At 68.9% G+C, this 14,534-nt stretch carries 10 protein-coding genes; 5 read left to right on the plus strand and 5 right to left on the minus strand.

Features of this window, described 5'->3' with window-relative positions:
• Window positions 1-209 precede the first annotated feature (209 nt).
• Window positions 210-3,116 carry a DNA polymerase I gene (gene polA, locus AC1DSO_RS00710; protein ID WP_477067005.1) on the minus strand — a complete coding sequence of 969 codons (2,907 nt, stop codon included), beginning with the start codon at window positions 3,114-3,116 and terminating at the stop codon, window positions 210-212.
• A 151-nt stretch (window positions 3,117-3,267) separates the two neighbouring features.
• On the opposite strand from polA, the gene AC1DSO_RS00715 reads away from it, so the two are divergent.
• The 5 genes from AC1DSO_RS00715 to AC1DSO_RS00735 all read left to right on the plus strand — a co-directional run bounded on the left by AC1DSO_RS00715 (window position 3,268) and on the right by AC1DSO_RS00735 (window position 9,599).
• On the plus strand, window positions 3,268-4,617 hold the full coding sequence (locus tag AC1DSO_RS00715) for a TonB family protein (protein ID WP_477067006.1): 1,350 nt from the start codon (window positions 3,268-3,270) through the stop codon (window positions 4,615-4,617).
• Between the two features lie 115 nt (window positions 4,618-4,732).
• Entirely contained in the window at window positions 4,733-5,761 is a 1,029-nt protein-coding gene (locus AC1DSO_RS00720; protein ID WP_477067007.1) for an aspartate-semialdehyde dehydrogenase, read from the plus strand.
• Between the two features lie 186 nt (window positions 5,762-5,947).
• A complete protein-coding gene (gene rarD / locus AC1DSO_RS00725) occupies window positions 5,948-6,859 on the plus strand; it encodes an EamA family transporter RarD (protein WP_477067008.1) in 912 nt (303 codons plus the stop codon).
• Window positions 6,860-6,878: 19 nt separating this feature from the next.
• The gene (locus AC1DSO_RS00730) at window positions 6,879-8,177 is read left to right on the plus strand and encodes a serine hydrolase domain-containing protein (protein ID WP_477067009.1); all 1,299 of its coding nucleotides are present in this window, start codon (window positions 6,879-6,881) and stop codon (window positions 8,175-8,177) included.
• A 33-nt stretch (window positions 8,178-8,210) separates the two neighbouring features.
• Complete coding sequence (locus AC1DSO_RS00735) at window positions 8,211-9,599, plus strand: MFS transporter (RefSeq protein ID WP_477067010.1); 1,389 nt, start codon at window positions 8,211-8,213, stop codon at window positions 9,597-9,599.
• An 85-nt stretch (window positions 9,600-9,684) separates the two neighbouring features.
• Here AC1DSO_RS00735 and AC1DSO_RS00740 read toward each other — a convergent pair whose 3' ends face one another.
• From AC1DSO_RS00740 to AC1DSO_RS00755, 4 genes are all read right to left on the minus strand, one after another.
• Window positions 9,685-10,809, minus strand: a complete 1,125-nt coding sequence (locus tag AC1DSO_RS00740; RefSeq protein WP_477067011.1) for a serine hydrolase domain-containing protein — start codon at window positions 10,807-10,809, stop codon at window positions 9,685-9,687.
• A gap of 140 nt (window positions 10,810-10,949) precedes the next feature.
• Window positions 10,950-11,798 carry a bifunctional hydroxymethylpyrimidine kinase/phosphomethylpyrimidine kinase gene (locus AC1DSO_RS00745; protein ID WP_477067012.1) on the minus strand — a complete coding sequence of 283 codons (849 nt, stop codon included), beginning with the start codon at window positions 11,796-11,798 and terminating at the stop codon, window positions 10,950-10,952.
• A 165-nt stretch (window positions 11,799-11,963) separates the two neighbouring features.
• Complete coding sequence (gene ahcY / locus AC1DSO_RS00750) at window positions 11,964-13,355, minus strand: adenosylhomocysteinase (RefSeq protein WP_477067013.1); 1,392 nt, start codon at window positions 13,353-13,355, stop codon at window positions 11,964-11,966.
• Window positions 13,356-13,483: 128 nt separating this feature from the next.
• Window positions 13,484-14,533, minus strand: coding sequence for a DUF1176 domain-containing protein (locus AC1DSO_RS00755; protein WP_477067014.1), 1,050 nt, complete (start codon window positions 14,531-14,533; stop codon window positions 13,484-13,486).
• Window position 14,534 lies beyond the last annotated feature (1 nt).

The following is a 14,534-nucleotide window of genomic DNA, read 5'->3' on the forward strand; positions in this document are numbered from 1 at the left end:
GCTTCCGCAGCCGAGCACGACCCCATGTTTGGGCCGCACAAGGTTGCTGGGCTGTTAACTCTACTGTGGCGCAATGTCGCAGAGCCGGACATTGAGAATCCGTCGCGATCTCAAGCACTTGCCTATGGTTGCAGAACCACTTCCGACACGTGCGCCGCTGGCCGGAGGTGGCGGCGGAGACCGCCAAAACCATCCGGGCACGGATGGATTTAGTGCGCCTCGTCCCAGTTGAGCGCGGCGCGCGCCTCGACCGTCAGCGGCACCGTCAGCGCCACCGCCGGGTCGGCCGCCTTCTCCATGACCTCGCGGATCACGGCGCAGGCGCGGTCGGCCTCGCCCTCGGGGGTCTCGAAGACCAGTTCGTCGTGCACCTGCAGCAGCATCCGCGACTCCAGGCCGGCGGCTTCCAGCGCCGCGGGCATGCGGATCATCGCCCGGCGCATGACGTCGGCGGCCGCGCCCTGGATCGGGGCGTTGATCGCGGCCCGCTCGGCGAACTGCCGATGGGCGGCCGACTTGGCCTGGATGTCGGGGATGTTGATCTTCCGGCCGAAGATGGTCGTGACATAGCCGTGCTCGCGCACGAAGGCCTTGGTCGCGTCCATATAGGCCTGGATGCCCGGGAAGCGCTCGAAATAGGTCTTGATGTAGGCCCCCGCCTCGCCCTGGCCGATGCCCAGCTGGTTGGCGAGACCGAAGGCGCTGATGCCGTAGACGATGCCGAAATTGATGGCCTTGGCCCGGCGGCGGATCATCGGATCCATGCCCTCGATCGGCGTGTCGAACATCTCCGAGGCGGTCATGGCGTGGATGTCGAGGCCTTCCTGGAAGGCGCGCTTCAGCTGCGGGATGTCGCCGATGTGGGCCAACAGGCGCAGCTCGATCTGGCTGTAGTCGGCGCTGATCAGCACCCTGCCCTTGTCAGCGATGAAGGCCTTGCGGATCTTGCGACCTTCCTCGGTGCGGACCGGGATGTTCTGCAGGTTGGGATCCGACGACGACAGCCGGCCCGTCGTCGTGGCGGCCAGGGCGTAGGAGGTGTGGACCCGCCCGGTGCCCGGCGCGATCGCGGCGATCAGGTTCTCGGTATAGGTGCCCTTCAGCTTCGACAGCTGACGCCAGTCCAGCAGGACCCGCGGCAGCTCGTGCTCTAGGGCCAGGCTCTCGAGCACGTCGCTGTCCGTAGACCACTGGCCGGTGGCGGTCTTCTTGCCGCCCTTCATCTGCATCTCGCCGAACAGCACGTCGCCGATCTGCTTGGGGCTGCCCAGGTTGAAGGGCCGGCCGACGATCTCCTGGGCCCGTTCCTCGTACTTGGCCATGCGCATCGAGAACTCGTTGGAGAGCAGGCGCAGGGCCTCGGGATCGACCTTGACCCCGTTGTTCTCCATCATCGCCAGCACCGCCGGCAGCGGCCGTTCCAGCGTCTCGTACACGGTCAAAAGACCCTCGCGCGCCAGGCGCGGCTTCAGGGTCTGGTAGAGCCGCAGGGTGACGTCGGCATCCTCGGCGGCGTAGGCGGTGGCCTCGTTCAGGCCTACGTGCTTGAAGCTGATCTGGCCCTTGCCCGTCCCGGCCACCTGCTTGAACGGGATCGGCTTGTGGCCCAGCCACAGCTCCGACAGCTCGTCCATGCCGTGGCCGTGCAGACCCGCCTCCAGGACGTAGCTGATCAGCATGGTGTCTTCGATCGGCGCGACCTGGATCCCGTAGCGCGACAGGACGGCGATGTCGTACTTGGCGTTCTGGGCCACCTTCAGCACCGCCGGATCTTCCAGCAGCGGCTTCAGGGCGGCTATCGCCTCGTCCAGCGGGATCTGCACCAGGTCGGCGGCGGCTTCCAGCGCCAGGCCGTCCTTCTCGCAGTGGCCGACCGGGATGTAGCAGGCCTCGCCGGGATTGATGGCCAGCGACACGCCGCAGAGGCCGGCCGTGGCCGAGGACAGGGCGTCGGTCTCGGTGTCGAACGCCACCACGCCCTTGGCCGTCGCCTTGGCGACCCAGGCCTTCAGGGTGTCGAGATCCTGGATCCGGACATAGGTGGCGTGGTCGATGCTGATCGGCTCGGCCACCGGATTGGCGGCGGCGCGCGCGGCGGCCCCCATGTACGAGACGCTGGTGACCGGGGCCTTGGGCTGGGCCCCTCCTCCAAGACTGGGAGCCCGATCGAGCGTCCCCGGCGTCGCGGCGGCCGAGCCGTCGCCGACCCGGCGGGCCAGGGTGCGGAATTCCATCTGCTCGAGGAAGGCGGCCAGCACCTCCTTGTCGGGCTCGCGCACCTTCAGCTCGTCCAGCGGCTGGGGCAGCGGCGTGTCGCAGTCCAGCTTAACCAGGGCCCGCGACAGGCGGATCTGGTCGGCGAACTCGATCAGGGTCTCGCGGCGCTTGGGCTGCTTGATCTCGCCGGCCCGGGCCAGCAGCGTATCGAGGTCGCCGTATTCGGTGATCAGCTGGGCGGCGGTCTTGATGCCGATGCCCGGGGCGCCCGGCACGTTGTCGACGCTGTCGCCGCACAGGGCCTGAACGTCAACGACCTTGTCCGGATAGACGCCGAACTTCTCGAACACTTGCTCGCGCTCGATCCGCACGCCCTTCATCGGGTCGAACATCGAGACCCCGTCGCCGACCAGCTGCATCAGGTCCTTGTCGGACGAGACGATGATCGCCTCGCCGCCGACGTCGCGGGCCTTGCAGGCATAGGCGGCGATCAGGTCGTCGGCCTCGTAGCCCGGCAGCTCGATGGCCGGCACACCGAAGGCCAGGGTCGCCTCGCGCACCAGCGGGAACTGCGGGATCAGGTCCTCGGGCGGCGGCGGCCGGTGGGCCTTGTACTTGTCGTAGAGTTTGTTGCGGAACGTCTTCTCGGAATGGTCCCAGATCACCGCCAGGTGGGTGGGCGTGTCGCCCTGCATATCGCGCATCAGCTTCCACAGCATGTTGCAGAAGCCCTGGACGGCGCCCACCGGCAGGCCATCGCTCTTGCGGGTCAGCGGCGGCAGCGCGTGGTAGGCGCGGAACAGATAGGCCGAGCCGTCGACCAGGAACAGCCGGACGGCGGGGCCGTCCTGGGTCAGCTCGGAAACGTTCGGAAGGGGGGGCGCGGCGACGTCGGTCATGGCCGGCAACATAGGGGGCGCGACCCGCCCCGAAAACCCTCTGGAAAAACCTTTGGAGGAACCCTCTGGCGGGCGGCCAAAGGATCACATAACCTCCACCTAGGGTCGAGCGCCGAAGGGGTCGCGCGCCGACTTGGCTCGGGGTTTGATCGTGCTCTCGCGTAAGCTTCTGCTGGCCTTGCTGGCGGCCAGCCTCTCCACCGCTGTCCATGCGCAAGAGAAGGATGACGACGACGACGCGCCGAAAGGCTGGCGGCCGAACTTCGTCGTCCATGTCCCCGCCTCGAAGATGAAGGCCGCCTTTCCGAAGGGCGCGACGATGACCGGCAAGGCCGTGCTCGGCTGTGTCGCGACCAAGGACGGCCGACTGATCGACTGCAAGGTGGTGCGCGAGGACCCGGCCGGTCAGGGCTTCGGCGAAGCGGCGCTGTCGGTGGTCGGCTACGAACGGATCGCCCCCAAAGACGGGACGGGCGCCTCGGTCGAAGGTCGCCCCGTGCGCACCAGCTTCGAGTTCCTGGCGCCGGGCGACGCCAATCCCGACTGGGTGCGCAAGCCCGACGGGCGCGACCTGGCCAACGTCTTCCCGAAGAAGGCGCTGGACAAGCATGTCGGCGGCCGCGCCACGATCCAGTGCCGGGTCACGGTCGAAGGCTTCCTCGACGCGTGCAAGGTTGTCTTCGAATCGCCCGCGGGCCTGGACTTCGGCGGCGCCGGCCTGCAGCTGGCCCCTCAGTTCCGCATGTCGCCGAAGATCCGCGGCGGCCACGCCGTGCCGGGCGGCCAGGTCACCATCCCGATCAACTGGGAGCCCGCGCGCGGGATCGCGTCGATCACCAGCACGCCGGTCGTGCTGGATCCGCCGTGGAATCGAGTCCCGACCCAGGCCGAGATCAACGCCGCCTGGCCCAAGGCCGCGACGGGCGTGTCCTCAGGCCAGGCGGCCCTGCGCTGCGACCTCGTGAAGACCGGCCAGCTTCGGTCCTGCGACGTCATCTCCGAGAACCCGCGCAGCAAGGGCTTCGGCAAGGCCGCGCTGGAGCTGTCGAAGCTGTTCCAGATTCCCGTGAACCCCGGCGAGGCCAAGACGGTCAGGGACTACAAGGTCGACCTGCCGTTCCGCTTTCGAGATCCGGCCACGCCCGACGGCCGCAAACTGACCAAGCCGCGCTGGATCCGCACCCTGACCGCCGAAGGTATGGCCGAGGTCTATCCCCAAGCGGCCGTCAAGGCGGGGGTCAAGTCCGGCCAGGGCGTCGTCACCTGCACCGTCACCGCGACAGGCGAACTGACCGCCTGCCAGGCCGTCCGCGAGCAGCCCGCCGGCCTCGACTTCGGCGCGGCGGCGATCAAGGCGGTGTCGGTCATGCGCATGAACCCGTGGACCAAGGAAGGCGACACGGTCGACGGCCTGGTCATCACCATCCCGATCGCCTTCACGTTCGAGGACGACCCCGCGCCGGCGGCGCCGGCCAAGCCGGAGTCTTCAAAGCCGGACTGATCGAACCGCCAGCTTTCCTCGCCTTGCGCCCGAAGGGCATGAGGCGTAACGGAACGCGGCTCCGCGATCTGTCGCGGAACATCAGCCGTTTTTTGGCAGTATTCAGGAGAGCGCGATGGGTTACCGGGTCGCGGTGGTCGGCGCCACGGGCAATGTGGGCCGCGAGATGTTCAACATCCTCGAGGAAGTCAAATTCCCCGTCGACAAGATGCACGCCATCGCCAGCCGCAAGTCCATCGGCGTCGAGGTTTCGTTCGGCAACGAGATCCTGCGTTGCCAGGACCTCGAACAGTTCGACTTCTCGAAGGTCGACATTGTGCTGATGAGCGCCGGCGGCGCGATCTCCAAGGCCTGGGGCGAGAAGATCGGCGCGGCCGGTCCGATCGTGATCGACAATTCCAGCCACTTCCGGATGGACCCGGACGTGCCGCTGGTGGTGCCGGAAGTGAACCCCGAGGCGGTCAACAAGCTGCCGAAGAACATCATCGCCAACCCCAACTGCTCGACCGCGCAGCTGGTGGTGGTCCTCGCGCCGCTGCACGCCGAAGCCAAGATCAAGCGCGTCGTCGTCTCGACCTACCAGTCGGTGTCGGGCGCGGGCAAGGAAGGCATGGACGAGCTGTGGGAGCAGACCAAGGGCGTGTTCGTCCTGGGCGCCCCGCCGCCCAAGAAGTTCACCAAGCAGATCGCCTTCAACGTCATCCCGCACATCGACGTCTTCATGGAAGACGGCTTCACCAAGGAAGAGTGGAAGATGATGGCGGAAACCAAGAAGATCCTGGATCCGTCGATCAAGCTGACCGCCACCTGCGTGCGCGTGCCGGTCATGGTCGGCCACGCCGAGTCGGTGAACATCGAGTTCGAAACCCCGCTGGACGAGGACGACGTCCGCGAGATCCTGCGCGAGGCCGACGGCGTGGAAGTCATCGATAAGCGCGAGGACGGCGGCTACATGACGCCGAAGGAAAGCGCCGGTGAGTTCCCGGTCTATGTCTCGCGCATCCGCACCGACCCGACCGTCGAGAACGGCATCGCGCTCTGGTGCGTCGCCGACAACCTGCGCAAGGGCGCGGCCCTGAACGCCGTGCAGATCGCCCAGCTCCTCCACGACAAGGGCCTGATCAAGCAGAAGACCCCGGCCTGATCCTCTTCCTTAGCTGTCATCCCGCGAAAGCCGGGACCGCCGGAAGCCCTGAGCTTGTTGCGATCCCGGCTCTTCGCCGCGCTACGGCCGGGATGACAGTGGGTGAGGCCAAGTTTCTGAACCCCAGCAAGATGCGGGCGGACGGCGGGCTTCCTAACTGAGAGAAGCCCCCAAAAGGTTCGGTTCATGCCCTCGAGTCCCGGTCCCCAGGCCGAAAGCCGCTCCGCCTACGCCGCCGGCGTCGGCTGCTACGTCCTGTGGGGCTTCCTGCCCCTGTACTTCCACCTGCTGTCGAACCTGGGCGTCTCGTCGTGGGAAATGATCGCCCACCGCTCGCTGTGGTCGGTGCTGTGGGCCGGCGGCCTGGTGCTGATCGCCAAGCAGGGCGGCCAGGTCGCGGCGGTGCTGCGCCAACCCAAGACCCTCGGCGTGCTGGCGCTGTCGACCCTGGCGATCTTCAGCAACTGGACGATCTACGTCTTCGCGGTCAACGCCGGCCACGTGATCGAGGCCAGCCTCGGCTATTACATCAATCCGCTGATGAACATGGCGGCCGGCGCCCTGCTGTTTCGTGAGCGCATGAGCACGGCGGGCAAGATCGCCATCGGCTTCGCCGCCGTCGGGGTGGCCATCCAGACCATCGCCCTGGGCCACCTGCCGATCGTCTCGCTGGGCCTGGCCCTGACGTTCTGCGCCTATGCCATCCTGCGTAAGCAGGTGAAGGCCGACGCCCAGACCGGCCTATTCGTCGAATGCGCCTATCTAGCCCTGCCCGGCCTGTTCTACGTCCTGCACCTGCAGTCGACGGGTCAGGGCCACTTCGGCGCCGGCGCCGGGGTCACCAGCCTGCTGGCCCTGGCCGGGCCGGCCACGGTGGTTCCCCTGGCCCTGTTCGCCTGGTCGGCCCGCCGCCTGCCGTTGTCGGCGGTCGGCTTCCTGCAGTTCATCGCCCCGACCTTGCAATTCCTGCTGGGGGTGGCGTTCGGCGAGGCGTTCACGCCACTGCGGGCCCTGTCGTTCGTGTTCATCTGGCTGGGCGTGGCCACCTTCGCCTATGGCGCGTGGAAGAAGACGCGGGCCCTGGCGCCCGCGGCCTAGATCATTCTAGGGTCGGTCCATGCCGACCCGCCGCCTCGTCCTCGCCGCCGGAAGCGCGCTCGCCTTTTCCACGTTCGTGGGCGCGGCCGCCCCCGATCCCTACGGCGCGCTGCTGGCCGGCGACGGCGATCCGAACGCCGCCCTGCCCGCCCTGGCCGGCGTCGCGTTCGACCAGCGCGGCGACCGGTTCCGCGTCGCGCGCGGCCTGGCCGACGTGACCAGCGGCCGGGCCATGACGCCCGCCTCGCCGGCCCGCATCGCCTCGATCTCCAAGCTGGTCGCGGCGCTGGGCTTCATGACCTTGGTCGAGGCGGGAAAGGTTGGGCTCGACGACGACGCCGGCCAGATCCTGGGCTTCCCGCTGCGCCACCCGCGCTTTCCAGACGCGCGGATCACGCCCCGACGGCTGCTGTCCCACACCAGCGGCCTGCGCAATGGGCCCAGCTATCCGGTCGCCTTCGGCCGCCCGCTCAGCGCGGCCCTGACGCCCGGCGGCGTCCAGTGGGACGACGGAGCCTGGTTCGGCCCTGCGACCGAGCCGCCCGGCGACTGGTTCGCCTATGCCGACGTCAACTACGCCCTGGTCGCCCAGCTGATTGAGGCCGTCAGCGGCGAGCGGTTCGACCGCTTCATGGCGCGGGTGGTGTTCGCGCCCCTAGGCCTCTCCTGCGGCTACAACTGGAGCGGCGTTCCGCAAGACGTCCGCGACCGCCGCGCCGTCCTCTATCGCAAGACCTCGTCGGAAGACGGACCATGGGACGCCAACGGCTCCTGGATCGCCCAGCTGGACGCCGCCGTCCCGCCGGCGCCGGAGCCCGCGGTCCGCACGGCGCCCGAGGCGGCCGGACGTGGCCTCGACGGCTATCGCCCCGGGGAGAACGGCTTCGTCTTCGGTCCACAGGGCGGTCTGCGCGCCTCGGTCCTGGACCTGGCCGCCATCGGCCGCGTCCTCCTGGCCAAGGGCGCGCCGATCCTGAAGCCCGCGACCTTCGCCCGGATGACCGCGCCGACCTGGCGCTTCGATCCCAAGCATCCGAACGGCGAAGGCTATGGCGGCCTGATCGCCGCCTACGGCCTGGGCGTCCAGACCCTGACCGGCGGGACGGGCGACAACGTCTTCGACAGCTGCGCGGGGTGGATCGGCCACGCCGGCGACGCCTATGGCCTGACGTCCGGCCTCTGGGTCGATCCGAGGTCCGGGCGCGGGATCGCCTATCTGACCACCGGCCAGGCCGCGCCGCTGAAGGTCAACAAGGGCCGCTCGATGCTGACCCGCCAGGAGGAGCGGTTGGCCCAGCGACTGGTCGAAGCGGGCTAGGCAGCCGCGTCGCCACGGGTCATCGTCTCCCCCATGACCGACGCGCCCTCCCCCAGCCGCGACGAAGCCATCTCGCCCGCGCGCGGCCGCCTGATCCTGGCGGCGACGGTGCTGGGCTCCAGCCTGGCCTTCATCGACGGCTCGGTCGTCAATGTCGCCCTGCCCGCCATCCGCCAGGCGCTGAACGCCCGGCCCGACCAGATCCAGTGGATCGTCAACGCCTACCTGCTGCTGCTGGGCTCGCTGGTCCTGATCGGCGGCTCGGCCGGCGACCGCTGGGGCCGCCGCAAGGTCTTCGTGATCGGCGTGACCCTGTTCGCCCTCGCCTCCCTGGGCTGCGCGCTCTCGCCCGACATCGCCTTCCTGATCGCCGCTCGCGCCTTGCAGGGGATCGCCGCCGCGCTCGTCGTGCCGGCCAGCCTGGCCATCCTCGGCGCCGCGTTCGACGAGAAGGCGCGCGGGCCGATGATCGGGGCCTGGGCCGGCTTTGGCGCGGTGACCGGAGCGTTCGGGCCGGTGCTGGGCGGCTGGCTGGTCGACGCGGTGTCCTGGCGAGCCATCTTCCTGATCAACCTGCCGATCGCCGCCGCCACCGTCTGGCTGACCCTGAAGGCCGTGCCCGAGAGCCGCGACCCCGACGTCGAGCACCTGGACTGGCGCGGCGCCGTCCTGGCCGCCCTGGGCCTGGGCGCCCTGACCTGGGGCCTGACGGCCGCGGGCGAACGCGGCTGGCAGAGCCTCACCGTCTGGAGCGCCCTCCTCGCCGGCGCGGCGATCCTGGTCGGCTTCGTCGTGCTGCAGAGCCGCGAGAAGCATCCGATGATGCCGCTGACCCTCTATCGTTCGACGACGTTCAGCGGCGCCAACCTGCTGACCCTGGCGCTGTATTTCGGCCTGACCGGCGCGATGTTCTTCCTGCCCTACGAGTTGATCGCCAAGCATGGCTACAGCGCCGCCGGGGCCGGGGCGACCCTGCTGCCGATCTCGGCGGTGATGGGGACGCTGTCGGGCTTCGCCGGCCGGATGGCCAACAAGGTCGGGGCGCGGGCCATGCTGACCGTCGGCCCGATCGTCGCCGGCCTCGGCTTCGCCCTGCTGGGCGCGCCCTGGCTGGGAAGCGGCTTCTGGACCGGGGTCCTGCCCGGGCTGATGGTGCTGGCCGTGGGCATGACCATCAGCGTCGCCCCCCTGACCAGCACGGTGATGGCGGCCGTTCCGTCCAGCCATGCRGGCGTCGCCTCGGGGATCAACAACGCCGTCGCCCGCGTCGCCGGCCTGCTGGCCGTGGCGGTGCTGGGTCTCGTCTACTTCGCCCCCAGCGGTGGAGGCTATCCGTGGGTGATGGGGATCAGCGCCGTCGCGGCGGTCGCGGCGGGCGTGGTCGGGGGGATCACCATAAAGCCCATGTCATCCCGGGCGTAGCGCAGCGGAGACCCGGGACCGCCGGACACGCCGCGCTTCCGGCGGTCCCGGCTCGGCGCGCTTCGCGCTTGGCCGGGATGACAGTTTACAAGGAGGCGTAGGCCGCCTCGATCAGGCGCACGGCGCGCGGGTCGCCGATCAGCGCATTGCCCTGCTTGTTCATCACATACGCGCCCGACACCCCGCGCGTCGGGTCGGCGAAGGCGCACGAGCCACCCCAGCCCGAGTGGCCGAACGCCTCGGCCGTCGGGCCATAGAACATGTTGGGTTCGTTGCGCATGAAGCCCGCGCCCCAGCTGATCACATAGGGCAAAACGAGGTCCTGGCCGACGATGCGCTGGGCCGTGGCGGCCTTGATCCCGGCCGGGGTGATCAGCGAGCGGCCATCCAGGCTACCGCCGCTGGCCAGGGCGCCCATCAGCCGGGCCAGGGCCGGCGCGGTGGCGTGGCCATTGGCCGAGGGGATCTCGACCCGCCGCCACTCGGCCGCGCCCTTGCCGCCGGGCGAGGACCACGGCTTCAGGAAGGCGGCCGTCACGGCGGCGTTGAGCTCGCCGAACTTCGGCAAGGCGGTCGGCCGCATCAGCTCGGCGACGCGGCCGTGCTCGCTGTCGGGGAGGCCGATCCACAGGTCCAGGCCGAGCGGGACCGCGATGTCCTCGCGCAGCGCCGTCCCCATGGTGCGGCCGTCGACCCGGCGGAAGATCTCGCCGGCGATGTAGCCGAAGGTGACCGGGTGATAGCCACTGGCCGAGCCGATCGGAAATAGCGGGGCCATGGCCGCCAGCTTGGCGCAGGTGGCGTCCCAGTCGAACCACAGGGCCGGGTCGGTCTCGTCGGGGAAGCCGGAGAGGCCGGCCTGATGCGACAGCGCCTGCTCGATCGTGACGGCCTGCTTGCCGTTTTGCGCGAACTCAGGCCAGACGTCGGCGACGGGCTGGTCGTAGGCCAGCCGGCCCTCGTCGACCAGGCGCGCGACCAGCAGGGCCGCCACGGCCTTGGTGGTCGAGAACAGCGCCGTCAAGGTGTCGGGACCAAACGGGACCTCGCGCTTGCGATCGGCGAAGCCGCCCATCAGGTCGACGACGATCTCGCCGTCGATGGCGAAGGCGAAGCGGGCGCCCAGCTCGCCACCATCAACGAAATTGGCTTCGAAGGCGTCGCGGACGCGGGCGAAGCGGTCGGGGCAGAGGCCGGTGATCTCGGTCATGGTTTCGTCTACCGCAAGCTCATCAACACTGTCATCCCGGCCGTAGCGCGAAGCGCGTAGAGCCGGGACCGCCGGAAGCTCTGAGCCTGTCGCGGTCTCGGGTCTGCGCTGCGCTTCGCCCGGGATGACAGCTGCTGTTCCTAAGCCAGCCGCTCGATGCGCACGGTCGGCGAGGTCTGCTTGATCCGCGCGCCCATGGCCACGATCGGCAGCTCCGGGGCGTTCCAGATGTTGGCGGCGGTGACCGTCTCGGCCACCCCGCCGACGGCGCGGGCCAGGCCGTACGAGAAGGTCTGGCCCTCCAGGATTGAGGCGGCGTAGAGGGCGGTCAGCAGGTCGCCGGTGCCGTTGGGCGAGCGCTCGGCCTTGGCGTGGGCGGCCAGCCAGGCCTCTTTCTTGTCGGCCAGAACGACGCCGATCTCGGCCCCGCGCTGGACCGAGGAGACCAGGGTGGTCTTGCCCAGCAGCCGGGCGGCTTTCATGGCCGAGACCGGATCGCGGGCGTCGGTCCCGGTCAGCTTCTTCAGCTCCCAGGAATTGCAGGCCACGACGTCGGCGCGCGGGATCAAGTCGGCGATGATCTCGTCGGCGGTCTCGGCCGGGATGTAGAGGCCCTTGCCGGCGTCGCCCATGGTCGGGTCGACGATGACGACCGGCTTGCGGGTGGCCGCGCCCTGGCGCGGGCTCGCGCGCACGGCGTCGATCACCCGTGCGGCGGACCGGGCCTGGGCGGCGGTGGCGAAATAGCCGGTGATGACCACGTCCACCAGGCCGAACAGGCCGTTGGCCTCGATGCCGTCCAGCATGCCCTCGAACACCTCGATCGGCACTGGCGCCCCGCCGGGCAGGCCCCAGCCGGGATGCCGGCCGTACAGCACCGTCGGCACGACCATCGAGTCGATCCGGAACTGGGCCAGGGCGGTGGCTTGCGCCGTCGCGCCCACCTGGCTGCCGGCGACATGGCTGGAGATGATCAGGGCTAGCGGCATGGCAAAGCGATTAGCGGAGCATTGAGGACTTGAATAGGGCGGTTTCGCGGGGGAGGCCAAAAGAGAAGGCCCGCCGTCGCCAGCGGGCCTTCCCCTTGGAAAATCAGGCGATTTCCGTAACGGAAACGTCGCTCTTTATAGCGACAGGCCCTTTTCGACCCAAGCCTAGTAGCGGTAGTGGTCCGGCTTGAACGGGCCGGCTTCCGGCACGCCGATATAATCGGCCTGGTCCTTGCGCAAGGTGGTCAGCTTCGCGCCCAGCTTCGCCAGGTGCAGGAAGGCGACCTTCTCGTCCAGGTGCTTGGGCAGGGTGTAGACCTGGTTCTGGTACTTGGCCTTGTTGGTCCACAGTTCGATCTGGGCCAGGGTCTGGTTGGTGAACGAGGCCGACATCACGAACGAGGGGTGACCGGTGGCGTTGCCCAGGTTCACCAGGCGGCCTTCCGACAGCAGGATCAGCTTCTTGCCGTCCGGGAATTCCACATGGTGGACCTGCGGCTTGATCTCGTCCCACTTGAAGTTCTTCAGGCCGGCGACCTGAATTTCCGAGTCGAAGTGGCCGATGTTGCAGACGATGGCGTTGTTTTTCATCCGGCGCATGTCTTCGACCGTGATGACGTCCTTGTTGCCGGTCGCCGTGACGAAGATGTCGGCCTTGTCAGCGACGTCGGCAAGGGTCTGGACCTCATAGCCTTCCATCGCCGCCTGCAGGGCGCAGATCGGATCGACTTCGGTGACGATCACGCGGGCGCCGCCCTGGCGCAGCGAGGCGGCCGAGCCCTTGCCCACGTCGCCATAGCCGCAGACCACCGCGACCTTGCCCGACAGCATGACGTCGGTGCCGCGACGGATCGCGTCGACCAGCGATTCACGGCAGCCATACAGGTTGTCGAACTTGCTCTTGGTGACGCTGTCGTTGACGTTGATGGCCGGGAACGGCAGCTCGCCCTTCTGAGCCATCTGGTACAGGCGGTGCACGCCCGTGGTGGTTTCTTCCGACACGCCGGTGATGGCGGCGCGGATGGCCGAGTAGAAGCCCGGCTTTTCGGCCAGGTACTTCTTCATCACGGCGAAGAGGGCTTCTTCTTCCTCGTTCTGCGGGTTGTTCAGGATCGAGGGATCCTTCTCGGCCTTGGGGCCCAGCACGCAGAGCAGGGTGGCGTCGCCGCCGTCATCGAGGATCAGGTTCGGGTAGCCGCCGTCGTGCCACTCGAAGATCTTGTGGGCGTATTCCCAGTACTCGACCAGGTTCTCGCCCTTGAAGGCGAACACCGGCACGCCCGAGGCGGCGATGGCCGCGGCGGCGTGGTCCTGGGTCGAGAAGATGTTGCACGACGCCCAGCGCACTTCGGCGCCCAGGGCGGTGAGGGTCTCGATCAGCACGCCGGTTTGGATGGTCATGTGCAGGCTGCCGGCGATGCGGGCGCCCTTCAGAATCTGCTGCGGACCGTATTCGGCGCGGGTGGCCATCAGGCCCGGCATTTCGGTCTCGGCGATGGCGAGTTCCTTGCGGCCGTAATCGGCGAGCGAGATGTCCTTGACGATATAGTCGGCCACGGTCGGCTCCTGCGGAAGTCGTGAGAATGAAGTGTCTTGGGTGGGGCTTATACAGCGCCCAGCCCTTCCGAGCAATTAACGCATAAAGATATCCTTATGCGATATGCGTGACCGGCCGCGAGCCGACGCTATCGGCTGCGATAGGTCTCAACCCAGAACTCTTCGGGCAGGCCTCGGCAAGCCGAGAGTTCGCTACGCGCCGCCAGGACGAAGGCCTTGCCGGTCCAGACACGGGTCTCGGTGATCCCGCAGTCGGCGACGCCCCGGCCCTTGGCGTAGCTGTGGAGCTTCTGATGGTCGGCGTCGTAGCTGGCGTTGGTGGCCATGGCCCGTTCGGCGGCGGGCCCATCTCCCAAGTCGGCGAGACGCGCGTGGCCGCCCGCCTCGTCAGCCAGCACCAGGGCCGAGGCGGTCTGGTAGGCGCCCACCCAGCAGGGGATCACCCACAGCACCAGGCCTGGCGCCGGCCGGCTGGACACCGGGGCGTCCAGCGCCGGATTGTCGGTCGCGCAATCCAGGCCGGCGAGGCGCTTCAACACCGAGGCCGGGGGCTTGTCGGTCAGGCCCTTCTGGCTGACCGCCCGAGCGGCGCGGATAACCGGCGCCAATGGCGGCGCGGGAACGGCGGCGGCGGGCGCGGGCCCCTTGGCGACCAGGGCGGTGACCCCGCCCACGCGCTTCTGCTGGTCGTCGATCCAGCGCAGGACGGCCGAGGCGCCGGACAGCGACACCGTCGCCACAGTCTTCTTGCCGGTCCTCAGCTCCAGCCCGGTTCCGCGCGCGATCGCCGCCGAAAACGCCGCGCCGTCCGCCACGGCCCAGGTGCGGAAATCGTCGTTCTCGCCTTCCGGAGCGYCGGTCCGCGCCACGGCCTTGCCGTCGACGAACAGGTCTAGGGCCCCCGCGACGCCTCGGCTTTGCTCGGGCCCCAGGACCAGGTCGAATAGAGGCGGGGCGGTCCGTCCGGCGTCCCGCCGCACGCGCAGGGCCACGCCGTCGACATCATTCGACGAAAAGCCATAGGCCGTGCAGGCCCGGACGTTGTCGCAGGCGCCCCACCAGTCCTTGACCTCCAGCTTGTCGCGAGCGACGGCCGGCCCGGCCAGCAGCAGACCGGCCAGCAGGACGGGCCCCAGGACGGCCCATGAGGCCGGCGTCGGAACCGCCAGCCGGATCATC

It is taken from the genome of Caulobacter sp. P4_E5, assembly GCF_056401555.1.

Bases quoted from the DNA above. Each gene is read 5' to 3' on its own strand.
- AC1DSO_RS00720 (WP_477067007.1), top strand. From the start codon at position 4,733: ATGGGTTACCGGGTCGCGGTGGTCGGCGCCACGGGCAATGTGGGCCGC.
- rarD (WP_477067008.1), top strand. From the start codon at position 5,948: ATGCCCTCGAGTCCCGGTCCCCAGGCCGAAAGCCGCTCCGCCTACGCC.
- AC1DSO_RS00740 (WP_477067011.1), bottom strand. From the start codon at position 10,809: ATGACCGAGATCACCGGCCTCTGCCCCGACCGCTTCGCCCGCGTCCGC.
- AC1DSO_RS00730 (WP_477067009.1), top strand. From the start codon at position 6,879: ATGCCGACCCGCCGCCTCGTCCTCGCCGCCGGAAGCGCGCTCGCCTTT.
- polA (WP_477067005.1), bottom strand. From the start codon at position 3,116: ATGACCGACGTCGCCGCGCCCCCCCTTCCGAACGTTTCCGAGCTGACC.
- AC1DSO_RS00745 (WP_477067012.1), bottom strand. From the start codon at position 11,798: ATGCCGCTAGCCCTGATCATCTCCAGCCATGTCGCCGGCAGCCAGGTG.